Here is a 22,026-nt window from a genome sequence, read left to right as displayed (position 1 = left end):
GGCCCGAGCCCCGTGCCGAAAGCCGGTGGTCGTTGTCTTGACGTGGTACGGATGCAGCGGATGACGACCGCCGCACCCTCGCTCGAGGCGACGTCGTTGCGGCATCTGGCTGTGCTGGAACTGCTGCGCGGCCGACCCGACAAGGCGCGACAGATGCTTGGCGAAGCACGCCAGCTCGTCGCGGATCTCGGCCTGCGGCACGGACTGATGGAAACGGAGTTGTTCGCTGGGATCATCGAATTGATGGAGGGCGATGCGGTCGCCGCGGAGCCGCACTTTCGAACGGCACTGGAAGGGCTCGACGCGTTGGGCGTCGGCGCCGACGCGGGGCAAGCCGCCGCCCTATTGGCAAGATCCGTTCTTGCGCAGGGCCGTATCGACGAGGCCGAGCAGTACGCAGCTGAAAGCCAGGGGCTCGCAGGCCATAATCTGAAGACGGCGATCGCCTGGCGCGCGGTGCGCGCCGAAATCCTCTCAGCTCAGGGCCGCCAGGGTGATGCGGTAGCGATGGCCACGGATGCGGTGACCGTCGCCAGCGGGACAGACCTCGTTCTCGACCACGCGGAGGCCTGCCTCGCGTTGAGCCGTGTGCTCACGGCAGCGGGAGATCGCGAGGGCGCCGTCACGGCTCGAGATGACGCCAAGGCGCTGTATACGGCTAAGGAAGTGTCCATTTCGATTGGGATTACAGACGAGCCCGCAGCCACGCCCTCGGAGAAACCCCTCCGAGCAGCAACAGGTCCCAGGGATGAGCGCACCGCGGTGCTCGCCGGCAGGCTCACGGTCACCAATGACTCCTGTCGATACTTACCCGCCTTCATCAAGGCGGTTAAGGAACACGACACCGAGGGCGCCCTCGCCTGGTTCTCGGACTCGTTCGTCTATGACGACCGCCGACACCTGAGCGGCGAGCCCGTCATCGGCCTCGATGCGATGCGGACGGCGATAGAGCGGGTTTCAGAGCAGTACACGCACTTCGAACTTCACGTCCTCGCTGTCCGCGGCCGGCGCCTGCATCTTGTGCGGAGCCGGTGGGCAGACAACGACGGAAACGTCATGACCTCCTTCTACGTCAATGAAACCGGCGACGACGACCGCCTCCTCTACCACATCCGCTTTGACGGGGACGACTTCGAAAGCGCCTACCGCGAACTCGAACGGCGCTACTACGCCGACGAGGGAGAGGAGTTCGCCGCGGCGGGTGCTGTGACGACCGAAATAGTCCTCGCCATGAACCGACGAGACTACGACCGGGTTTTCGGTGAACTCTTCGTTGAGGACTTCAGGCTCGAGAATCGTTCCCACGCGGCGCATCCCGAACTCTCGGCCGACGAGTTCCGCGGCACTCTGGAAGAACTTGACGCGATTGTCGCCTCGTCTCGTGTGTGGACGTCAGCGATTGAGTGGCTGTCACCGAACTGGCTCGTTCTCCGCTTCTCGCGAGAAGCTACGGGACGAGATGACGAGAACTACGAGTGGGCCAGTATCCATGCAGCCGAGATCCGGGCCAACCGACTCGTATCGATATGTCAATTCGAAATCGACGATGAGGCATCCGCTTTCAATTATGTCGAGGGACGACTTCGGACGACCACTAGCCGTCTCGCAGTCACAAACCGAGCCAGCCAGTTGCTTCCACGAGTAATCCGGGCGCTGCGTGCCCAGGACGTCGACGGTGTCGTCGCCGTTTATGCTGATGACTTTGCCTATGAGGATCGGCGAAGACTCAGTGGCGACCCCATCGTCGGACGCGAGGAAATGCGGGGGGCGGTCGCCCGAATCTGCGACCAGTACACGCAATTCGATTCACGCGTATTGGCGATCCGCGGAGACCACCTCGTGATGGCACACACCTATTGGTCGGATGAAGCCGACAACGCGACGGCGTATCTACATGTCTTCGAGACCGACGATACGGGTCGGGTCGTCTTCGACGGACGGTACGACGAAGACGATTTCGAAGGCGCCTACCGCGAACTCGAGCGGCGCTACTACGCCGGAGAAGGTGCTGAGTTCGCAGAGGGTGGCAGGGTGGCCGCCGCAACGTTCATCGCCATGAACCGTGGCGATTACGATGAGGTCTTCGACCAGCTCATCACATCGGGGATGCACATCGAGAACCGTTCCCGCTCAGCCTTTCCCGACCGCTCAGCCGCTGACCTTCGCGCCAGCTGGGGCCAACTGGACGCACTGATCTCGTCGTCGCGAATTTGGCCTTCAGCCGTGTCCTGGTTGTCTCCGCACTGGTCCGTCAGCCGCCTCGAACGAGAAGCGGTTGGTCAAGACGGTGAGTTGTACACATGGGCATTCCTGCTCGTCGGCGAGATAAGAGACGGTCGCATTGAAGCGCTGTGCCAGTTCGACCTCGACGACGAAGAAGCGGCGTTCGCCTACGCCGAGGAGCGCTGTCGGGCGACCAGTACGCGGCTGGCGGTGGCGAACCGAGCTGCAGAAGTTATCGAAGCCGCCTGGCAAGCACTGCGGGATCACGACGTCGACGCCACGGTGGCCATTTATGCGGATAGCTTTGTGTACGAAGATCGACGCGGTATCAGCGGCGGCCCCATCGTGGGTCGTGGGGCACTACGTGTGGCGCTCGAGCGGATCCTCGACCAGTACAACAAATTCGACGTTCGCGTGCTCGCGGTGCGCGGAGACCGGCTGGTCATGACCCGCAGTCAGTGGTCGGACGACGCGGGAAATGAGACGACCCAACTTCACGTATCGGAATTCAACGATGACGAATTGTGCATCTACGATGGCCGATTTGACGGAAATGACTTCGAGGGGGCGTACCGCGAATTTGAGCGGCGCTTTTGCGCGGGAGAGGGCACGCCGTTCGCAGACGGGGAAACGGCCCTTGCGGAGTATCCGATCGCGTTCATGAGGGGTGAGATCGAGGACGCTTTCGAAAGACTCACACCAGCGGGGTTTCTCGTCGAGGACCGGTCGCGATCCGTATTCGGCGGCCGCACTGCCGTCGAGTTCCGCGATACCTACCAGAAACTCTCGGAGATGACCATCTCGCTGAGGGTGTGGCATTCGGCGGTCTGCTGGCTGTCAGCGACGGTGGCGGTGGCACGCTTCGAGCAGGAAGCCGTCGGCAGAAACGGCGAAGATTTCGCATGGACGCATATCGATGTGGCTGAGATCCGCGACGGCCGATTCGTGTCGATCTGCCTGTTCGAAACCGATGATGAGGAATCAGCATTCGCGTACGCGGAGGACCGGGCGCGCAGATCCACAAGTCGATTGGTCGTCACTAACCGCGCCAGTCATGTATGGAAGTCGGTGCGAGCGGCGATGGAAGCCGGTGATGCCGATCGTGCCGCCGCTTCGTTCGCGAACTCATACATCTACGACGATCAATGGGCGATGGCGGGCAGCCCACCGACCGACGTCCGCACCGCCTGCGAAGAAATCCTTGCGCAGTACTCGATTTACGAGGGTGAGACGCTGGCGGTCCGGGGTGAGTCGCTGCAACTTTCACGAACGCGATGGGCGGACTACACCGGATTCGAAACGAATTACCTGCATGTCATCGAGGTCGGCGAGGACGGCCTCATCTGCTACTACGGCCGCTTCGGCGAGAATGACTTCGACGCCGCCTACGGCGAACTCGAACGCCGCTACTACGCCGGTGAAGGTGCAGCGTTAAGCGATTCAGGCAGGATAACCACCGAATTTGCGATCGCCATGAACGAGCGCGACCTAAGCCGTGCGTTCGACGAGCTCATCGCACCGGACTTTCGTGTTGAAAACCGTTCGCGTTCCGGCTTTCCCGATCGTTCGGCCGAGGAACTGAAATCGAGCACCGACGAGCTGATCGCGATGTTCGCATCGGTGCGGGCATGGAACTCTGCAGTGCGCTGGGTTTCTCCACAACACGCAGTCGGGCGCAACGAGCGCGAAGCGGTCGGTCATGACGATGAACGGTTCTCTTGGTCAAGACTTTTCGTGATGGAGGTCAAGGCGCACAGGGTCACGCATCTGTGCATTTACGAACTGGATGACGAAGAGGCGGCATTCGCACACGCCGAACAGCTCGCGCGTGAGGCCACGAGTCGGTTACCGGTCACCAACCGGGCGAGCCGGACTTTCTTCGCAAGCTGGCGGGCAGCGGACGCCCACGATGTTGATTCGATGGTCGAGCGCTATGCCGAACAGTTCGAATACGATGATCGGCGAAAGCTGGGGGGAAATCCGCTCGACGGTGTTCGCAGCGGTGCGGAACGCATCTTGGCGCAGTACGACCACTTCAAAGGTGGCACGTTGGCCGTACGGGGCGAACGACTGCACCTTGCTTGGAGCCGCTGGTCGAACGATGCCGGTGACGAAACGGCCTATCTGGTACTCCAGGAGGTCGACGACAGCGGGCGGATCACCTATGAGGGGCGCTTCGACGAGGACGACTTCGGAGGCGCCTACCGAGAGCTAACGCGACGCTATTGCGCCGGGGAAGCGGCAACTTTCACACAATCTGCGACGGCCGCAGCCGAGTTGATGATAGCGCTGAACGCGGGCGACTTCGACCGCGCGTTCGGAGAGCTCACCTCCCACGACTTCCGTGTCGAAAATCGCTCCAGCACAGCGTTCCCCAACCGGTCTGCTGCGGAATTACGAGCCAGCCTGGAGGAGCTGAGGTCGATGATGGCCTCAGTTCGTCAATGGAACGTCGCTGAATGCTGGCCGTCACCTACATATTGCGTCGGACGGCACGAGCGGCAGGCCGTCGGTAAGGACGGTGAGCAATACACCTGGACCGGCATCGACGTCTGCGAGATTCGCGATGGGCGTGCCGTGCTCGACTGTCGATTCGACGTCGACGACGAGGACTCCGCCTTCGCCTACGCCGAGTCGTTGGTGAGCGCGACGGCCAGCCGGCTCTCGCTGACCAACCGCGCGACGAAGACGGTCGACAACCTCTGGCGGTTGATGCAAGCACAGGACACCGAGGCCGCTGCCGCGCTCGCCTCAGAGTCGTTCGTCTTCGGCGATCACCGCCGCCTACACGGGAATCCCGTCGGCGACACGCGCTCAGCACTCGAGCGCATCCTCGATGACTACACCTCGTTCGAGAGCAGGACCCTGGCGGTGCGCGGTGAGAATCTTCACCTCGGCTCGACACGATGGGCGAATGATGACGGCTTCGAGGTTCGGTATCTGATGGTTCATAAGGTCGACGAGGCTGGGCGCATCGTCTACCACGGTCGCTTCGATGAGGACGATTTCGAGGGCGCCTATCGCGAACTTGAGCGACGGTATTACTTCGATGAGGGCGCTTCATTCGCCGACGCAGGTGCCACACAGACCGAGTGGATCGTCGCGCTCAACCGCGGCGACCTCGACCGGTTGTTCGGCGAACTCATGGAACCCGAGATGCGCTTCGAGATGCAGTCCAGCTCAGCATTTCCCGACAGTTCGCTCACAGAGGCGCGCGCCGCTATTGAGGACTTCAATGCGAGGGTCGGCTGGGCACGAACTTGGCTGTCAGCTCTCTGTTGGGTATCGCCAACATGTTGCGTCAACCGCACCGAGCGCGAGGCCATCGGTCACGACGGCGAGCGGTACACCTGGACGCGACTCAGCGTCGTGGAGTTTCGCGACGGGCGGATGGCCTCGGAGCGCGAGTTCGACGCCGATGACGAGGACGCCGCCTTCGCCTGCGCCGAGGAGCGCATCCACGCCGTCGGCAGCCGGTTGCCGTTGACCAACAGATCGTGCGATACCGTCGCCGCGCTGCAGAACGCCATGCGGGCCAAGGATATTGAAGGGGGTATCGGCTGCTACGCAATCCCATGCGTATACGACGATCGACGCCGGATCAGCGGCGATCCCATTCGTAATGCCGCCGGGCTGCGGCTGGCCGGGGAACGGATCTTGGCTCAGTACAACAACTTCGAGTGGCGAACTCTAGCGGTCCGCGGCTACTTTCTGAGTATGCACTCCAGCGTCTGGTCGGACGACGCCGGCAACGCAACGTCTTACCTCCACGTCTACGAGGTCGACGACGCTGGACATTTCGTCTACGAGGGCCGCTTCGACGAAGACGACTTCGAGAACGCCTACCAAGAACTTACGCGGCGGTACTGCGCCGGCGAAGGAGCGGCCGTCGCCGAGGGCGCGACCCACATCGCCAAGTACCTGATGGCCATCAACCGTCGGGAGTGGGACCGGGCGTTCGGGGAGATGGCTACCCCCGACATGCACGCCGTCAGCCGTTCGCGATCCGGCTTCCCCGACCGGTCAGTCGCCGACCTGCGCGCCAGCTACGAGCACCTGTGCGCAATGGTCGCCTCGGTCCGTTCGTGGCACTCGATCGAACGATGGATTTCACCGACGGTCGCGGTGACTCTGCACGAACGCGAAGCAATCGGCCACGACGGCGAGCGATATGAGTGGACCCGCATCATCGTGGGCGAGTTCCGCGAGGGACTTACCACGCATCTCGCGGAGTTCGACGTCGACGACGAGGCCGCCGCGTTCGAATACGCCGAGGAACGGGTGCGCCGTGCCGGCAGTAGCGTGGAGTCATGACCACACCGGCTCCCAAACTGCAGCTGACCGATGACGAGTGGCGCAAGAAGCTGACCCCCGAGGAGTTCCACGTCCTGCGTCAGGCCGGCACCGAGCGCCCGTTCACCGGCGAGTACACCGACACCAAGACCGAGGGCGTCTACGAGTGCCGCGCCTGTGGTGCCGAGCTCTTCCGCAGTAGCGAGAAGTTCGAATCGCACTGCGGATGGCCGTCGTTCTTCGATCCCGCCGACTCCGATGCCGTCATTCTGCGCGCCGACGACTCGCTGGGCATGCGCCGCGTCGAAGTGATCTGCGCCAACTGCCACAGCCACCTGGGCCACGTCTTCGAGGGCGAGGGCTACCCCACTCCGACCGACCAGCGCTACTGCATCAACTCGATCTCGCTGCGGCTCAAGCCGACTTCCTGACGCGAAATTGCATTCCAGCAGGGCTCCACTCGAAAAAGTTCTGCTGGAATGCCATTTCGGCGCGATTCGGCGCGATTCCGCGCGATTAGGCGCCCAAAAAACTACGCCGGGTATACGGCGAACTCGGCGCGGTCCTCGGTGTCGGCGACACACTGGAACAGCAGCGGCGCCGTCATCGCGTTACCCGAGTAACACGTGAACGGGCCGATGACCTGGTATTTGTTGCCGTTGAGGTCGTACTTCACGGCGTAGTCCGATGCAGTGATGCAGTCGATGTCGCCGGCCGTGATGTCGATGACCTGACCGAAGCGCGGCGCACACTTCTCGCTGTCTGGAGCCTGCGCCAACCCCGTCGGCGCCCCCGCCAGCGCCCCGATCGACATCGCCGCACAGAGCAGCACCTTCATCCTCATCGGTCAATGATGACCGAGCGACGCCGGTTACGGCAGGCGATCGATCAACTGCTCCGCGCTGATCCGCGGACCGGTGAAGAACGGCGTCTCCTCGCGCACATGTCGACGCGCGTCGGTGGCACGCAGATCACGCATCAGGTCGACGATGCGGTGCAGTTCCGGCGCCTCGAACGCCAGGATCCACTCGTAGTCGCCCAACGCGAACGCCGGGACGGTGTTGGCTCGCACGTCCTTGTAGCCGCGCGCCGCCATGCCGTGTTCGGAGAGCATGCGGCGGCGCTCCTCGTCGGGCAGCAGATACCAGTCCAGCGACCGCACGAAGGGATACACGCAGATGTAGTTCCCCGGCTCCTCACCCGCCAGGAACGCCGGGATGTGGCTCTTGTTGAACTCCGCGGGACGGTGCAGCGCGACGTTGCTCCACACCGGATTGCTCGCACGCCCCAAGGCGGTGGTGCGACGGAAATCGGCGTAGGTGGCCTGCAGCGCCTCGACGTTGTCGGCGTGTGTCCAGATCATGAAGTCGGCATCGGCGCGCATACCCGCGATGTCGTACAGGCCGCGCACCACGACGCCGCGCTCCTCCTGTTGTTTGAGGAACGTCGCGGTCTCGTCGACGACCGCGCCACGCTCCTCTCCCAGTTCTCCGGGCCGCACGGCGAACACCGAGAACATCAGGTAGCGAAGGGTCGAGTTGAGCGTGTCGAAGTCGAGCTTGGCCATAGCTCTATCGTGCCACGCGTGTGGTGACCAGCGACGCCACCGCCCTGGTGGCCGCCGACACACACGCCGGTACGCCGATGCCGTCCAGATAACCGCCCGCGACCGCGATCGTCGGCGGCAGTCCCGAGCGCAACTCGGCGACCAGCGCACCGTGACCGGGCCCGTATTGCGGCATCGCGTCGATCCACCGCTGCACGTGGTAGTCGACGGGCTCGGTCCTGACACCGAAGAGCGTGGCGAGATCCTCGGCCGCCCACGTGAGCAGTTCCTCGTCGCCCACGCTGCGGGCCAGGTTGTCGCCGAACCGCCCGAAGGAGAGCCGGACCAACTCGACGCTGCCGCGTTGACCCCATTTGCGCGACGTCAGCGTGACCGCCTTCGACCGCAGACGTTCACCGCTTGCCACGAGCACGCCGGACTGCTGCGGTAACGGCGTACCGCCCGGCAACCCCAACGCCACCAACGCCGTCGACGCCACCGCAATGCGCCCAGCCGCGGCCGCACTTCGGGGAGCGACCTCCGCGACCAGCCGCGCCAGCCGGGGCGCAGGCACGGCGAGCACGACCGCGTCGGCGTGGTGGCAGGCGCCCTCGTCGTCGACGAGTTCCCAGCCCCGCGCGCCGCGGTGCAGCCCTTCGACGGTGACCTGCTGCCACTGTGCGCCGGCGCGCCGGACGAGCTCGTCGATCAGCACCCGGTAGCCGCCGTCGACCGCGCCGAAGACCGACCCGGTGACCGGCGGCGGCGCCGCGTCCCGAACAGCCTCGGTGAGATTTCTCGCGCCGCGGTCAAGGGCCACAGCCAGCGTCGGCACCGCCGAACGAACCCCGATCGTCGCCGCGTTGCCTGCGTAAACACCGGCCAGCAAGGGTTCGACCGAACGGGTGATCACCTGCTCACCGAACCGGTCGCCGACCAGCTCGGCAACGGACGGGTCGCCGCCCGGGCGCCACGAGAACGGGCGATTGGGTTCGCCGTGCATCCAGGCGATCGTCGCCTCGTCCACCAGCCCCGCCACCGCCGACGGCTGCGCCGGTATCCCCTGCAGCGTGCCGGCGGGCAGCGGATGCAGCTTGCCTTGGCTGTAGATCAGCGGGCGCGCGCCGGTCGTGCCGATCTGGCGGTTCGCCAGGCCCAGCTCGGCCAGCAAGGCAGGGACTTCGGGTCGACGCGCGACGAACGCCTCAGCACCCACGTCCATCGGTTGGCCGCCGATCCGCTCGGTGCGCAGCACGCCACCAAGGCGGTCGGCGGGGTCGAACAGCGTGATCGACGCGTCGGGCCCCGCGGCGACGCGCAGGCGGTATGCGGCGACGAGACCTGAGATCCCTCCGCCGACAACGCAATACGATGCACTCACAGCGAATGCACCAGCGCCACCACTTCAGTGATCACCTCGGGATCGGTGGCCGGGAGCACGCCGTGCCCGAGGTTGAACACATGCCCGGCGGCGCCCGCATCGATCGCCCGCCTGCCGTCGTCGACGACCGCACGCGCAGCGCGTTCAGCCACCGGCAGGCCGGCCAGCAGCACCACCGGGTCCAGGTTGCCCTGCAACGCCGTCCCCGGGACCACCCGGGCGGCGGCATCGGACAGCGACGTGCGCCAGTCGACCCCGACCACCGCCGGGGCGCCGTGGCCGGAGGCCGCCTGCGACATCGCGCCCAGCAGTTCGGCGGTACCGACACCGAAGTGGGTCATCGGCACTCCGGCGGCGGCCAGCGTCGCGAACACCCGGGTGCTGTGCGGCAGTACATAGCTGCGGTAGTCGGCCAGCGACAGCGTCCCCGCCCATGAGTCGAACACTTGGATCGCATCGACACCCGCGTCCACCTGCACCTGCAGGAACGCGATCGTCACCTCGGTCAGCGCGGTCATCAGCGCGTGCCACGTCTCGGGTTCTCCGAGCATCATCGCCTTGGTGCGTTCGTGGTTGCGGCTCGGTCCGCCCTCGACCAGATAGGAAGCCAGAGTGAAGGGCGCGCCCGCGAACCCGATCAGCGGCACGTCACCGAGTTCGGACACCAGCGTCGCGACGGCCTGAGCGACCGGCGCGACCTGCTCCCGCTCCAGCGGTCTCATCGCGGCGACGTCGGCGGCGGTGCGAATCGGGTGCTCTATCACCGGGCCGACGTCGGGAACGATGTCGAGGTCGATGCCCGAGGCCCGCAACGGCACCACGATGTCGGAGAACAGGATCGCGGCGTCGACGCCGTGCCTGCGGATCGGCTGCAGGGTGATCTCGGTGATCAGCTCGGCATCGAAGCAGGCCTGCATCATCGTGTTCTTTGCCCGCAGTGCGCGGTACTCGGGTAGCGAACGGCCCGCCTGCCGCATGAACCACACGGGCACGCGGCCGGGCTTGCGGCCGCAGGCGGCGGCCAGATAGGCGGAGTCGGGCAGCTCACGGCGTGTGTTCATCGCTGTCAATGCTGCCATGCGGACCGGGCGGCGCCCGTTTCGCCTCGACCGGATCGGTGCCTAACAAGATCGGCGCGCCACGCGCACAGACCTGCTCGAATGGTCTAGCGTCAAACGTCGTGACCACCGCCGAACCGGCTCAGTTCCGTGAAGCGGTGGCGGCGATGAATGCCACCACCGTCCGCCCGGAGATCGAGCTCGGCCCGATCCGCCCGCCGCAGCGGCTGGCACCGTTCAGCTATGCGCTGGGCGCAGAGGTCCGCCATCCCGAGACGGCGATCGTGCCGGAGCGCTCCGAAGGTGACGCGTTCGGCCGCCTGATCCTGCTGCACGACCCCGAGGGCGCCGACGCCTGGGACGGCACGATGCGCCTGGTCGCCTACATCCAGGCCGATCTGGACTCCAGCGAAGCCGTCGACCCGCTGCTGCCCGAAGTCGCGTGGAGCTGGCTCGTCGACGCCCTTGCCGAGCGCGCCGAGCACGTCACCGCCCTGGGCGGCACCGTCACCGCCACCACGTCGGTGCGCTACGGCGACATCTCCGGCCCGCCCCGGGCCCACCAGTTGGAACTGCGTGCCTCCTGGACGGCGACGACGCTGGAGTTGGGCCCGCACGTCGAGGCGTTCTGTGAGGTGCTCGAGCACGCCGCCGGGCTGCCGCCGCAGGGCGTCACCGACCTCGGCTCGCGCACCCGCGCTTGACGATGCCCGATCCCGACGAGGCCATCCCGCAGGCGGCCGCGCCCGAAGAGGCCGAGCCGGAGGCGACGCCGCTGCTGGTGCCCCGCGACGGCGTCCCCGCACTGTCGACCAGTGTCAGTGAGATCCGCAAGGCCGCCGAGTTGCTGGCGTCCGGCAACGGCCCATTCGCGGTCGACGCCGAGCGCGCCTCGGGGTTCCGCTACTCCAACCGCGCCTACCTCGTCCAGATCCGACGCGACGGCGCCGGCACCGTGTTGATCGACCCGGTGAGCCACGGCGCCGATCCGCTCGAAGCGCTGGCCCCCGTGGCAGAGGTGCTGGCCACAAACGAATGGGTGCTGCACGCCGCCGACCAGGATCTGCCGTGTCTGGCCGAACTCGGCATCCGGCCGGTCCGTTTGTACGACACGGAGCTGGCGGGCCGACTCGCCGGCTACGACAAGGTCAACCTCGCCGCGATCGTGCAGCGGCTGCTGGGCCTGCAGCTCACGAAGGGCCACGGCGCCGCCGACTGGTCCAAGCGGCCGCTGCCCGACGAATGGCTCAACTACGCCGCTCTCGATGTGGAGGTGCTCGTCGACCTGCGCGACGCGGTCGCGGCGGTACTCGAGGAACAGGGCAAAACCGAGTGGGCCGCACAGGAATTCGAGCACCTCAGGAAGTTCGAGGCGACACCGACCCGCCGGGACCGCTGGCGACGCACGTCCGGCATCCACAAGATCCGCGACGCCCGCGCGCTGGCCGCCGTGCGCGAACTGTGGACCACCCGAGACCACATCGCGCAGCGCCGCGACATCGCGCCGGGCCGGATCCTGCCGGACTCGGCCATCATCAACGCCGCGACCACCGACCCCGACACCGTCGAGAAGTTGACGGCGCTGCCGATATTCGGCGGCAACCGGCAGCGTCGCAGCGCCAAGGTCTGGCTCGACGCGCTCGCCCGGGCCCGCACCACGCAGGACCTGCCGACATCGCAGGAGCCGCCGAACGGTCCTCCGCCCGCGTCCCGGTGGGCCAGGCGCAAACCCGAAGCCGCCGCTCGACTGGACGCGGTGCGCGCCGCGCTCACCGATGTGTCGCAACGGGTTTCCGTGCCCACCGAGAATCTGCTCTCCCCCGATACCGTGCGCCGGTTGTGTTGGGACTGGGAGCCGGTCGATGACCGGACGAACGTGATCGAGTCGTTTCTGCGTGACGCGGGCGCGCGGCCATGGCAACGCGAGTTGACGGTGCCTCCGCTGGCCGAGGCGCTGACCAAGGCCGACGCTGCGCTCGCCGAGCAGGGATCCGCCGGAGGCTAGGCGGTCACCTTCTCGATGTGAATCAGGAAGTGGCGCAACACTTCCTCGGGAGCCTCGAGTTGCGGCCAGTGTCCGATGTCGTCGGCGAGCATCACCACGTCGGCGTCGGGGATCACTTCGGCGTACCGGCGCGCCATGTGTGCCCCGGAGTTCGGGTCGACGGGTCCGTCGATCAGGCGCATGGGAACCGTGGTTCGGCGCATGGCGCGCACCCATCGGTTGCGGTGCGTGTACCGGTCGCCCAGGAATCGACCGACCTTGTGCAGCACGCGCTTACCGTCGTTGTATTCGAGAATCTGATGAAAGCGGTCCATCAGCTCGCGTGAGGGCTTCGTGTTCGGCCCGAACAGTTCGTCGAGTGTTCGCTCGAGCATCTTTCGCGACAGCGAACTGCGTCCCTGCAGAGGACTCATCAAGTCGCCCAGCGGAGTTCCCGACATGAGCTTCTGCATGGTGCGCGGAGTGTAGGCCTCGTTGAACAGCCCACCGTTGAGCCAGGTGATCGACTGATAACGCACCGACCCGTACGACTGCTTGCCGAACTCGCTGCGGGCCAGGAGTTCTTGGCCGACCGAATCGCCGAGATCGTGCGCCAGCACGTGACATTGGCCGACGTTCAGGTGCTCCAGCAGCGCCTCGTGGACGTCGGCATGATCGAGAACCGAGTATTCGTAGGCGACGGGTTTCGCCGAGAAGCCCATGCCGATCATGTCCGGTGCGATGACGGTGAAGCGATCGGTCAGCGTCGGCCACATCAGTGACCAGTCCGACGAGTTGAACGGATAGCCATGAATGGCCAGCAGCGGCGGCGACTCACCCAGCGGCGGGCCGTCGATCCGATAGAAGATCTCGAAGCCCAGGTAATCGAAGTAGCGACCCGCGGCCTTCCAGCGCTCCAACTCGGCATCCATCGCCGCAGCCTAACCGGATTGCTGACGCACGCGGGATGGGGCGCTAGTCGAGCTGCTCGCTGACCTCGGCTTCGCTGACGGCGGCGCCCTGAGCCGCGACCCAGCCGGTGATCTGGCGGGCCACGGTGCGATCGGTCAAGCCGACTTCGGCGAGTACCTCGCCCCGGGACGCCTGAGCGAAAAACTCCTGCGGCAGGCCGACGTCGCGGCACGGCACGTCGATCTCGGCGCGGCGCAACGCCGCCGACACCGCAGACCCGACGCCGCCGTTGACGCCGTTGTCCTCGAGCGTGACGACGAGCTTGTGTTCGCGGGCCAGGGCGGTGACCGGCTCGGGCACCGGCAGCACCCAGCGCGGGTCGACGACCGTCACACCGATGCCCTGGTTGCGCAGGAGCTCGGCGACCGCCAACGCCATCGACGCGAACGGCCCGACCGCCACCAACAGCACGTCGCCGGTGAGCCCGTCGGCCGGCACGGCCAGCACGTCGACGCCGTCACGCCGTTCGACAGCCGGAATATCCTCGCCGACATCGCCTTTCGGGAACCGGATGGCGGTGGGACCGTCGTTGACGTCGAGCGCCTCGCCGAGTTCCTCCCGCAGCCGGACGCCGTCCCGCGGTGCGGCCACCCGCATGCCGGGCACGATGCCCAGTATCGAGAGGTCCCACATGCCGTTGTGGCTGGCGCCGTCGGGGCCGGTGATGCCCGAGCGGTCCAACACCATCGTCACCGGCAGCTTGTGCAATGCCACATCCATCATGACCTGGTCGAACGCGCGGTTCAGGAAGGTCGAGTAGACCGCGACGACCGGATGCAGGCCGCCCATCGCCAGCCCGGCCGCCGACGTCATCGCGTGCTGTTCGGCGATGCCGACGTCGAAGAACCGGTCCGGGAAGCGCTGGCGGAATGCCGTCAGACCCGTCGGGCCTGGCATCGCAGCGGTGATCGCGACCACGTCGCGGCGGCGTGCTGCATAGCCGATCAGCGCCTCGGAGAACGTCGACGTCCAACCGGGGCCGGGGACCGACGTCGCCAGCCCGGTCTCGGGGTCGATGACACCGCACGCGTGCATCTGGTCGGCCTCGTCGTTCTCCGCGGGCGCGTAGCCCATGCCCTTGCGGGTTACGACGTGCACGATCACCGGCATGTTGAAGCCCCGCGCCCGGCGCAGAGCGACCTCGACGGCGTGCTCGTCATGGCCATCGATGGGCCCGACATACTTCAGTCCCAGGTCGGTGAACATCACCTGCGGCGCCAACGCATCTTTGATGCCGGCCTTGATGGAGTGCATGCACTGGTAGCAGACCTCGCCGATGACCGGGACGCCGCGCACCGCCTTGCGGCCCTCCTCGAGCACGCGTTCGTAGCCGGGCTGCAGCCGCAGGCCGGCCAGGTGTTCGGCGAACCCGCCGATCGTCGGCGCGTAGCTGCGGCCGTTGTCGTTGACGACGATCACCACCGGCCGTCGCGCCGCGGCGATGTTGTTCAGCGCCTCCCAGCACATACCGCCGGTCAGCGCGCCGTCACCGACGACGGCGACCACATGGCGATTGCGGTGTCCGGACAGCTCGAACGCCTTGGCCAGCCCGTCGGCATAGGACAGCGCCGAGCTGGCATGGCTGGACTCCACCCAGTCGTGTTCGCTCTCCTCGCGGGAGGGATAGCCGGACAAGCCGCCCTTCTTGCGCAGGGTGTCGAACTCGTGGCTGCGGCCCGTCAGCATCTTGTGCACGTAGGACTGGTGTCCGGTGTCGAAGATGATCGGATCGTGTGGCGAATCGAACACCCGGTGCAGCGCGAGCGTCAGCTCGACGACGCCGAGGTTCGGGCCGAGATGCCCGCCGGTGGCAGCCACCTTGTGGATCAGGAATTCGCGGATCTCACGTGCTAGATCGCTCAGTTGCGACTGCGTCAGGTGCTGCAGATCTGCGGGCCCGCGGATCTGTTCAAGCATTCGTTCAGTCTACGCACGGCCGTCGTAGTCAGTCCTGTCGAGCTTGGTAGATGTCGGGCACACCGTCGTGGTCGTAATCGGCAGTTTCCTGTTCGTGGATGGCCCGATAACGCCTGTTCCGAAGCCGTAACAGCACCGCGGCCAGGGCAGCCGAGGCCAGCGATCCGGTCAGCACCCCGATCTTCACGAAATCGTCACGTTCGGATCCGATGCCGTACGCGAGGTCGCCGATGAGCAGGGACACGGTGAATCCGATACCCGCCAGCATGGCGAGGCCGAGCACGTCGATCCACCGGATCGCGGAGTCCAGATCGGCCCGGGTGACCGACGCCAGCACCCGCGTGGTCAGGAAGATGCCGACCGGTTTCCCGACCACCAGACCCAACACGATGCCGAGCGCGATCGGGTCGGTCATCGCCTCGGCGAACCCCGTGTAGCCGCCGATGCTCACCCCAGCGGCGAAGAAGGCGAACACCGGGACCGCGAAACCCGCCGACAGCGGGCGCAAGCGGTGTTCGAAGTGTTCGGCCAGCCCCGGCCCGGCCTCCGGCCCGCCCGCCGCCTGCGAACGCACGACCGGCACGGTGAAGCCGAGCAGCACACCGGCCACGGTGGCGTGGATACCCGACTCGTGCATCAGCGCCCAGGTGGCCAGCGCGAGCGGAACCAACAGCCACCACGACCGGATGCGGCGCTGCACGCACAGCGCGAAAAGTGCCAGCGGCGCCAGGGCCGCCAACAGCGCGACCCAGTTGATGCCCTCGGTGTAGAAGACGGCGATCACCAGCACCGCAAGAAGGTCGTCGACGACAGCCAGCGTCAACAGGAACGTGCGCAGGGCCGAGGGCAGGTGCGTGGAGATGACCGCCAGCACCGCGACGGCGAACGCGATGTCGGTCGCGGTCGGGATCGCCCAACCCCGTAGGGCTCCGTCGCCGACATGAGCGGTCACCGCGACGAAGATCAGGGCAGGCGCCACCATTCCGCCGACGGCGGCGGCGATGGGCAGCGCCGCGCGGGCGGGGTCACGCAGGTCCCCTGCGACGAACTCGCGCTTGAGCTCGAGTCCGACGACAAAGAAGAACAGGGCCAACAATCCGTCGGCCGCCCAGGTACCGAGCGCGAGGTCCAGGTGCAGGCCGAACGGTTCGCCGCCGACCTTCAGGTCGCGCAGGGCGAAGTAGCTCTCTGACCACGGCGAGTTCGCCCACAGGAGCGCGACGGCCGCAGCCACCAGCAGGATCGCGCCTCCGACGGTCTCCCGGCGCAGGATCGAGGTCACCCGGCTGGTCTCGGACCATGATCCGCGGGAGAACAGCGTCCGCCGTCCGAAGCGGCGCATTGGGTTGGCGGTCACGGTGGGTCCCGATCTGTGGCTAGCGGTCGACAAAGAATCGCCGACCAGACTTCCCGGCACACCTTGGGCTCAACCCTATGCCACCGATTCGGGGGACGCGCCACGCCGGGTCTGGTGCGCGGAACGGTCCGCGAGTAGATTTCTCCACAGGTGCGCCGGGAAGCCTGGTCGGCTATCGATTTTGCCGACTTCGGAAAGGGACCCGATGCACGACATGCCGCACGCGCCGACGCGCGCGCAATTTCAGCCCGCTATTCACATCGATGGCCTGACCAAAAGTTTCGGGCGGATCGTCGCGGTAGATGACCTCGACCTGACGGTGCAGAGTGGTGAGGTATTCGGCTTCCTCGGCCCCAACGGCGCCGGCAAGTCGACGACCATTCGCATGATGCTCGGCCTCATCCGGCCCGATGCCGGGCGGGTATCCGTTCTCGGCAGCGACGCCGCTGACGTACGTCGAGCCCACCGATGTCTCGCGTATGTGCCCGCCGACGTCAGTCTCTGGCCGTCCCTGACCGGGGCGGAAATCCTCGAATTGATGGCGAATGTGGGTCCACCGGTCGACCTCGAGTACCGGGCCGAGTTGGTCGAGCGTTTCGCGCTGGATCTCGACCGGCCGGCCAAGGCCTATTCCACGGGCAACCGGCAGAAGGTGGCGATCGTCGCGGCGTTCGCGACGCGGGCACCATTGCTGATCCTCGACGAACCGACCAGTGGCCTGGATCCGTTGATGGAGCTCGAGTTCAGGCGCTGCATCCAAGAGGCGAGACAGCGTGGACAAACGGTCTTCCTGAGCTCGCATCAACTCACGGAGGTGGAAGCGGTGTGCGACCGGGTGGCCATCCTTCGCTCGGGCCGACTCGTCGAGATCGACACGATCGCCGACCTGCGGCGGCTGCGCCGAACGGTGGTCGAGGTGTCGTACCGCGACGTCGCACCACTGCTCACCGACCTGCCGGGTGTCACCGACGTCGAGTGGCTCGGCGCGAACCGGTTGCGATTCAACATGTCCGGCTCGCCGACGGCCGCCTTGCGCGCCCTCGCCGCCGTCGAGATCACCGCCGTCGCAATGCGTGAGCCGAATCTGGAGGAGATCTTCCTCGACTACTACGGGGAGCTGTCGCGATGACCGCGGGCACGGTTGTCACCAGGCATGCCGCCGCCGCACGTCCGTCGCCGACACGAGCGGCCATCGGGCTCGCCGTCCGCCAGATTCGCCGCGGCACGCTGATCGTGGCGGCGGTGGCCGCAGGAATGTCGTTCCTCGTCGCCGCACAGTATCAATCGACGTTTCAGGCCGAGTTGAGCCAGGATGCTCTTCGAGCACTCGCCGAGAATCCCGCTATCCGGGTGCTTTTCGGCACGCCGCTGGCATTGGATGACGCGGGCGGATTCACCGTCTGGCGAACGGGCACTCCGCTGCTGGTGATAGCCGGCGTGTGGATCATGCTGGCCGCTGTCCGCATCACCCGCGGCGAGGAGGACGCCGGACGGTGGGACGTCCTGTTGGCCGGCGCCCTTCGCACCTCCGATGCGCTACTGAGTTGCGTACTCGCGTTGACAGGCAGCGCTCTGCTGATCAGCACAGCAGTCTGGGGTGCGATGCTGGCCGCAGGCACCACTCCCCTCGGCGCCACCCTCTACGCCGGCGGATTTCTCGGCGTGACTTCGACATTCGCCGCGGTGGGGTTCGCGGCGGGCCAGTTGATGCCGAGCAGAGCGTCGGCGGTGGGCTTGGCGGTGGCGCTCCTCGGCACTGCCCTTCTGGTGCGGATGATGTCGGACGCCTTCGCGGCCTTGGCGGGGTTGGCCTGGGTCAGCCCATTCGGGCTCATCGCGCGGGTGGCGCCTTTTGCCGACAACAGGATCGCACCGCTGGCCGTGTTGGCCTGCTACCCGGTCATGCTGGGGGCTGCCGCCGTGTCCATGGCCAAATCGCGGGACCTGGGAAGCGGACTACTGGCGGTTTCCGGCAGTCGTCCGCCGCGCACGAGGCTGCTCGGCTCGATACACCTGTTCGCAATGCGCCGTGCCATGCGGCCGACGCTGGGCTGGGCCGCCGCGATCGCGACCTACTTCGTGATCATCGGGGCGACGATCGCGTCCATCCTCGAATTCTTCGAGCAGAACCCGCGTTTCGCCACGCTGGCCGCCAGCGCCGGCTTCGCGGGCTTGAACTCAGCGGAAGGTTTCGCCGCGGCATTGTTCAGTCTCTCGGCGGTGGCGACAGGGATGTACGCCGCCACCCGCCTCGGCGCGTTCGTCGCCGACGAGCAGGCGCGCCGCTGGACCATCCTTTTCACCTCCCCCGTTTCGCGCGCCGGCCTGCTGGGCGCCGAAGTGGTGGTGGTAGCGGCAGGCGTTGTCGCACTGCACGTCACCGCGGCAGTCGGTATCACCGTCGGGGCCGCGGCGACGGGCGCTCCGCTCGGCCACTTTGATGCGCTCGCGGGCGCGCTGAACACCGCGCCGATCGCCCTGCTCGCGATGGGAGCGGCAGTTCTGGGCGCCGGGTGGTTGCCGTCAGCGGTCATCGCCGTCGGCGCAGTGCCCGTGGTGGGCGGCTTCCTAGTCGATGTCGTCGCCGAAACTGCGCACGCGCCCCAATGGGTGCGGGACGGCTCGCCGTTCGTCCATGTGAGGGCGGTACCCTTGGCTGCGCCGGATTGGCAGGCGTTGGGCGTGATTCTCGCCGTGGCAGCAGTTTTCACAGTGGTTGGGGTGGCCGGGTACCACCGCCGCGACCTGGTGTCCTGAGGATTGCACCCGTTTGCGCGCGATGCGCCTCAGGTGTTCTTGGCGACGAAGCGCTTGAACAGCGGCCAGGCGATCGCGGCGTTGTACACGACACCGCCGACGAAGTACGGCCACCACATGGCACCGTCGCTGGCCAGCCAGAAGGCCTTCGCCGCCCAGAACGGCGGCAATATGCCGAAAGCCAGTGCCCACGCCGAATCGATGAACCACGGCAGGCACGGCAGGCCGGCGATCAGCATGCCCAGCGCGCGGACCATCGCGATGCCCTGGATCTTGTTGCTCGCCAACGCGAGTATCAGGAGCATCGTGACGATCGCGGAGAGCCCGGCGAGCAGTCCGATCGGCACCAGGGCGGGTAGGAGTCCGGGTTCGAGCAGTCCGCTGAACGACAGTGTCGTCACGACGTAGACCGTCGTCACCCCCAGCACTGTGCCCGCGCGGTAGGCGAAGAACGTCGACAACGGCACGGGGGTCACCCGAAGAGCGACCAACGTTTCCGCATCGACCTCGTCGAGCACCAGGAACGCAGCCAGTCCTCCCGCGATGATGATGCTCGTCAGCAAGAGGAAGGCGGTCAACACCAGCGGGTAGTACGGTACCAGGTCGAAGTCGTAACGTGCGGCGAGCATCTCGGTGAAAAGAGGTGTCAGGACGCGAACACCCACCGTCCAGATGACCGGAGCTACGACGATCATCACGAGCAGGGGATCACGGTACGTACCGCGAATATCGTTGCGGCCAAAAGCCGCCAGAGCACTGCCGTGAGCCCTGGCCAAAGTAGACATCACAATCCTCCCGACTTCGCGATGACGTATCGGCCGAACAACGCCTTCGCCAGGTAGCTCAGCATGACAACGGACAGCACGGGATAGAGCAACGCATACGCCAGTTGCCATGGCGCCAGCGACACCTGGTCGAACGCCTCGCCCAGTAACAACAGCGGTCCCAGGGTGGGAACGAGATACAGAATCGGCGTGGACCACACCTCCGAGAAATGCAGTACCGGAAGACCCGTCATGACCGCCAGCGGAACCGTCGCCGACATGAACCAATCGCTGACGGAAGTGAACGGCAACGACGTGATGAAGCCGACCAGCAGCATCAGCAACGTGCCGAGCAACACGCCGACGATCATAGGTGCGGGGCGGTACGCGAAGCCGTGCGCAATGGAGACTACCGTGAGTGCCACCAGCAGTGAAATAGTCAGCAGCACGACGAGTTTCGCGGTCAAGTACTCCCAGAACCGAAGCGGTGTTGAGATGACCGCGCTCAAGGTTCGTTCCTGCTTCTCGAAGAACACCGATCCGCCGACGAAGAAGAACCCGATGATCGCGATGTCTCCCAGAAGGACATAGGGCTCCGCCATCTGACGCAGCCGGTGCGGCATCGGCAGCAGCACCGCAAGCCATATCAAGCCGGAGAAGACGGCCGCGTACAGGAACTTCTGCCGAATCTGCAGTGTGATCTCCAGATGCAGTGCGCTCGCCAGCCTGCTCATGTCAGTTGCCTTCCGGTGGCCTCGACGAACACATCGTCGAGCGTCGCCTCCCGGCTATGAATGGTTTCGACGTGGTGGTCGCGCAACACCGCGTGGAACGCGGAATCGTCTGCCAGGCCGTCCATCCCGAATTCGGCCGCCCGCAGCGCCCCGTCGTTGCCCCGATACTCCACTCGCACGCGCCGTTGACTGCGTGCGATCTTCAATTCGGCCGGCGTATCCATGGCGACGATCCGGCCGTCGACCACGAAGGCAACCCGGTCACAGAGCTCGTCGGCGACGCGCATGTCATGCGTGGTCAGAAAGACTGTGCGGCCGCGTGCCTTCAGGTCGAGGACCATGTCCTTGACCTTTCGGGCGTTGACCGGGTCCAACCCCGACGTCGGTTCGTCGAGGAACAAGAGCTCGGGATCGTTGAGCAGCGCGCGGATGAACGTCAGCCGCATCTGCATGCCCTTGGAGTAGTTGGCGACTCGCGTGTCGGCGGCATCGGCCAATCCGACCGCGGCAAGGAGTTACATCGGGTCGATGGTGTCGACCCCGTATAACGACGCGAAGAACCGCAGGTTCTCCAGTCCGGTGAGCTTCTGGTAGTGGTTCGGCAGCTCGAACGACACCCCGATGCGCTCGTAGTAGTCCGCGCCCCAGGCGGCGGGATCTCTTCCGAACACGGTTGCCTCGCCGCCGTGACCGCGGAGCAGTCCGATGAGCAGCTTCTGCGTCGTGGACTTTCCTGCGCCGCTCGGACCGAGGAATCCGAGAATCTCGCCCCGGGCGACGCTGAAGTCCATCCCCCGCACCGCGGGAGTGGAGGATTTCGGATAGGTGAACGTCAGCCCGCGCACCCGAATCACTTCGGTAGCGGCTGGCGGGCGCACTGCTGTCGACGCAACGCTCTGCATTCCCGCGCCTTCCAGGTAGCCGGATATCGATCTCCGACCAGACTTCCCGGAACGCCGCCCGTCACTATACTGAGTTTTCAGAAATTACTGAAGTCTCTGAATCGGAGAGTTTGTTGGACGGCAAGCCCGAGGGACGCG

At 66.0% G+C, this 22,026-nt stretch carries 15 protein-coding genes and 1 pseudogene; 6 read left to right on the top strand and 10 right to left on the bottom strand.

The genetic code is table 11. From position 1 onward, the window contains the following. The first annotated feature begins 60 nt into the window (after positions 1-60). Both CEX87_RS01965 and msrB read left to right on the top strand, forming a co-directional pair. Positions 61-6,537, top strand: a complete 6,477-nt coding sequence (locus tag CEX87_RS01965) for a tetratricopeptide repeat protein (protein WP_233151241.1) — start codon at positions 61-63, stop codon at positions 6,535-6,537. Beyond that, entirely contained in the window at positions 6,534-6,947 is a 414-nt protein-coding gene (gene msrB, locus CEX87_RS01960; RefSeq protein ID WP_064426011.1) for a peptide-methionine (R)-S-oxide reductase MsrB, read from the top strand. Before CEX87_RS01965 ends, msrB begins: the two co-directional genes overlap by 4 nt. Before the next feature lie 101 nt (positions 6,948-7,048). Here msrB and CEX87_RS01955 read toward each other — a convergent pair whose 3' ends face one another. From CEX87_RS01955 to hemE, 4 genes are read right to left on the bottom strand one after another with little or no spacing between them, the layout of a single operon-like run. After that, entirely contained in the window at positions 7,049-7,360 is a 312-nt protein-coding gene (locus tag CEX87_RS01955) for a hypothetical protein (RefSeq protein WP_094285724.1), read from the bottom strand. A gap of 27 nt (positions 7,361-7,387) precedes the next feature. Further along, complete coding sequence (hemQ, locus tag CEX87_RS01950) at positions 7,388-8,083, bottom strand: hydrogen peroxide-dependent heme synthase (RefSeq protein ID WP_064426012.1); 696 nt, start codon at positions 8,081-8,083, stop codon at positions 7,388-7,390. 4 nt (positions 8,084-8,087) lie between these two features. Then, positions 8,088-9,443 (bottom strand): protoporphyrinogen oxidase, encoded by a 1,356-nt coding sequence (locus CEX87_RS01945; protein ID WP_094285722.1) that lies wholly within the window; start codon positions 9,441-9,443, stop codon positions 8,088-8,090. After that, positions 9,440-10,504 (bottom strand): uroporphyrinogen decarboxylase, encoded by a 1,065-nt coding sequence (hemE, locus tag CEX87_RS01940; RefSeq protein WP_064417027.1) that lies wholly within the window; start codon positions 10,502-10,504, stop codon positions 9,440-9,442. The genes CEX87_RS01945 and hemE overlap by 4 nt, the downstream gene beginning before the upstream one ends. A 164-nt stretch (positions 10,505-10,668) precedes the next feature. Here hemE and CEX87_RS01935 point away from each other — a divergent pair, with 164 nt between their 5' ends. Together CEX87_RS01935 and CEX87_RS01930 are read left to right on the top strand one after the other, a co-directional pair. Next, entirely contained in the window at positions 10,669-11,205 is a 537-nt protein-coding gene (locus CEX87_RS01935; RefSeq protein WP_231744895.1) for a DUF3000 domain-containing protein, read from the top strand. A 2-nt stretch (positions 11,206-11,207) separates the two neighbouring features. Continuing rightward, complete coding sequence (locus CEX87_RS01930; protein ID WP_094285720.1) at positions 11,208-12,506, top strand: HRDC domain-containing protein; 1,299 nt, start codon at positions 11,208-11,210, stop codon at positions 12,504-12,506. Here CEX87_RS01930 and CEX87_RS01925 read toward each other — a convergent pair. From CEX87_RS01925 to nhaA, 3 genes are read right to left on the bottom strand one after another with little or no spacing between them, the layout of a single operon-like run. Then, positions 12,503-13,417, bottom strand: a complete 915-nt coding sequence (locus tag CEX87_RS01925; RefSeq protein ID WP_064417025.1) for an alpha/beta fold hydrolase — start codon at positions 13,415-13,417, stop codon at positions 12,503-12,505. The genes CEX87_RS01930 and CEX87_RS01925 overlap by 4 nt on opposite strands. Positions 13,418-13,460: 43 nt before the next feature. After that, positions 13,461-15,374 (bottom strand): 1-deoxy-D-xylulose-5-phosphate synthase, encoded by a 1,914-nt coding sequence (gene dxs / locus CEX87_RS01920; RefSeq protein ID WP_064426014.1) that lies wholly within the window; start codon positions 15,372-15,374, stop codon positions 13,461-13,463. Between the two features lie 28 nt (positions 15,375-15,402). Beyond that, positions 15,403-16,716, bottom strand: coding sequence for a Na+/H+ antiporter NhaA (gene nhaA, locus CEX87_RS01915; RefSeq protein WP_094285832.1), 1,314 nt, complete (start codon positions 16,714-16,716; stop codon positions 15,403-15,405). Between the two features lie 220 nt (positions 16,717-16,936). Between nhaA and CEX87_RS01910 the strand changes: the two genes are divergently transcribed. Together CEX87_RS01910 and CEX87_RS01905 are read left to right on the top strand one after the other, a co-directional pair. Continuing rightward, a complete protein-coding gene (locus CEX87_RS01910) occupies positions 16,937-17,860 on the top strand; it encodes an ABC transporter ATP-binding protein (RefSeq protein ID WP_064417021.1) in 924 nt (307 codons plus the stop codon). Beyond that, on the top strand, positions 17,857-19,488 hold the full coding sequence (locus CEX87_RS01905) for a polyketide antibiotic transporter (protein ID WP_094285718.1): 1,632 nt from the start codon (positions 17,857-17,859) through the stop codon (positions 19,486-19,488). The genes CEX87_RS01910 and CEX87_RS01905 overlap by 4 nt, the downstream gene beginning before the upstream one ends. 29 nt (positions 19,489-19,517) lie before the next feature. Here CEX87_RS01905 and CEX87_RS01900 read toward each other — a convergent pair whose 3' ends face one another. The 3 genes and pseudogenes from CEX87_RS01900 to CEX87_RS01890 all read right to left on the bottom strand — a co-directional run bounded on the left by CEX87_RS01900 (position 19,518) and on the right by CEX87_RS01890 (position 21,888). Continuing rightward, the gene (locus CEX87_RS01900) at positions 19,518-20,273 is read right to left on the bottom strand and encodes a hypothetical protein (RefSeq protein WP_064395316.1); all 756 of its coding nucleotides are present in this window, start codon (positions 20,271-20,273) and stop codon (positions 19,518-19,520) included. After that, positions 20,273-20,986 (bottom strand): fluoroquinolone export ABC transporter permease subunit, encoded by a 714-nt coding sequence (locus tag CEX87_RS01895; protein ID WP_064395315.1) that lies wholly within the window; start codon positions 20,984-20,986, stop codon positions 20,273-20,275. The genes CEX87_RS01900 and CEX87_RS01895 overlap by 1 nt, the downstream gene beginning before the upstream one ends. Further along, positions 20,983-21,888, bottom strand: a pseudogene (locus CEX87_RS01890) (ABC transporter ATP-binding protein). Before CEX87_RS01890 ends, CEX87_RS01895 begins: the two are co-directional and overlap by 4 nt. Between the last annotated feature and the right edge of the window lie 138 nt (positions 21,889-22,026).

Source organism: Mycobacterium lehmannii (assembly GCF_002245535.1).
In the GTDB taxonomy this organism is placed as follows: domain Bacteria; phylum Actinomycetota; class Actinomycetes; order Mycobacteriales; family Mycobacteriaceae; genus Mycobacterium; species Mycobacterium lehmannii.
This window is presented reverse-complemented; position numbering and strand designations above follow the sequence as displayed.

Bases quoted from the DNA above. Each gene is read 5' to 3' on its own strand.
- CEX87_RS01905 (WP_094285718.1), top strand. From the start codon at position 17,857: ATGACCGCGGGCACGGTTGTCACCAGGCATGCCGCCGCCGCACGTCCG.
- hemE (WP_064417027.1), bottom strand. From the start codon at position 10,504: ATGAACACACGCCGTGAGCTGCCCGACTCCGCCTATCTGGCCGCCGCC.
- hemQ (WP_064426012.1), bottom strand. From the start codon at position 8,083: ATGGCCAAGCTCGACTTCGACACGCTCAACTCGACCCTTCGCTACCTG.
- msrB (WP_064426011.1), top strand. From the start codon at position 6,534: ATGACCACACCGGCTCCCAAACTGCAGCTGACCGATGACGAGTGGCGC.
- CEX87_RS01910 (WP_064417021.1), top strand. From the start codon at position 16,937: ATGCACGACATGCCGCACGCGCCGACGCGCGCGCAATTTCAGCCCGCT.
- CEX87_RS01900 (WP_064395316.1), bottom strand. From the start codon at position 20,273: ATGTCTACTTTGGCCAGGGCTCACGGCAGTGCTCTGGCGGCTTTTGGC.
- CEX87_RS01925 (WP_064417025.1), bottom strand. From the start codon at position 13,417: ATGGATGCCGAGTTGGAGCGCTGGAAGGCCGCGGGTCGCTACTTCGAT.
- dxs (WP_064426014.1), bottom strand. From the start codon at position 15,374: ATGCTTGAACAGATCCGCGGGCCCGCAGATCTGCAGCACCTGACGCAG.
- CEX87_RS01930 (WP_094285720.1), top strand. From the start codon at position 11,208: ATGCCCGATCCCGACGAGGCCATCCCGCAGGCGGCCGCGCCCGAAGAG.
- CEX87_RS01965 (WP_233151241.1), top strand. From the start codon at position 61: ATGACGACCGCCGCACCCTCGCTCGAGGCGACGTCGTTGCGGCATCTG.
- CEX87_RS01955 (WP_094285724.1), bottom strand. From the start codon at position 7,360: ATGAGGATGAAGGTGCTGCTCTGTGCGGCGATGTCGATCGGGGCGCTG.
- nhaA (WP_094285832.1), bottom strand. From the start codon at position 16,716: ATGCGCCGCTTCGGACGGCGGACGCTGTTCTCCCGCGGATCATGGTCC.
- CEX87_RS01895 (WP_064395315.1), bottom strand. From the start codon at position 20,986: ATGAGCAGGCTGGCGAGCGCACTGCATCTGGAGATCACACTGCAGATT.
- CEX87_RS01935 (WP_231744895.1), top strand. From the start codon at position 10,669: ATGAATGCCACCACCGTCCGCCCGGAGATCGAGCTCGGCCCGATCCGC.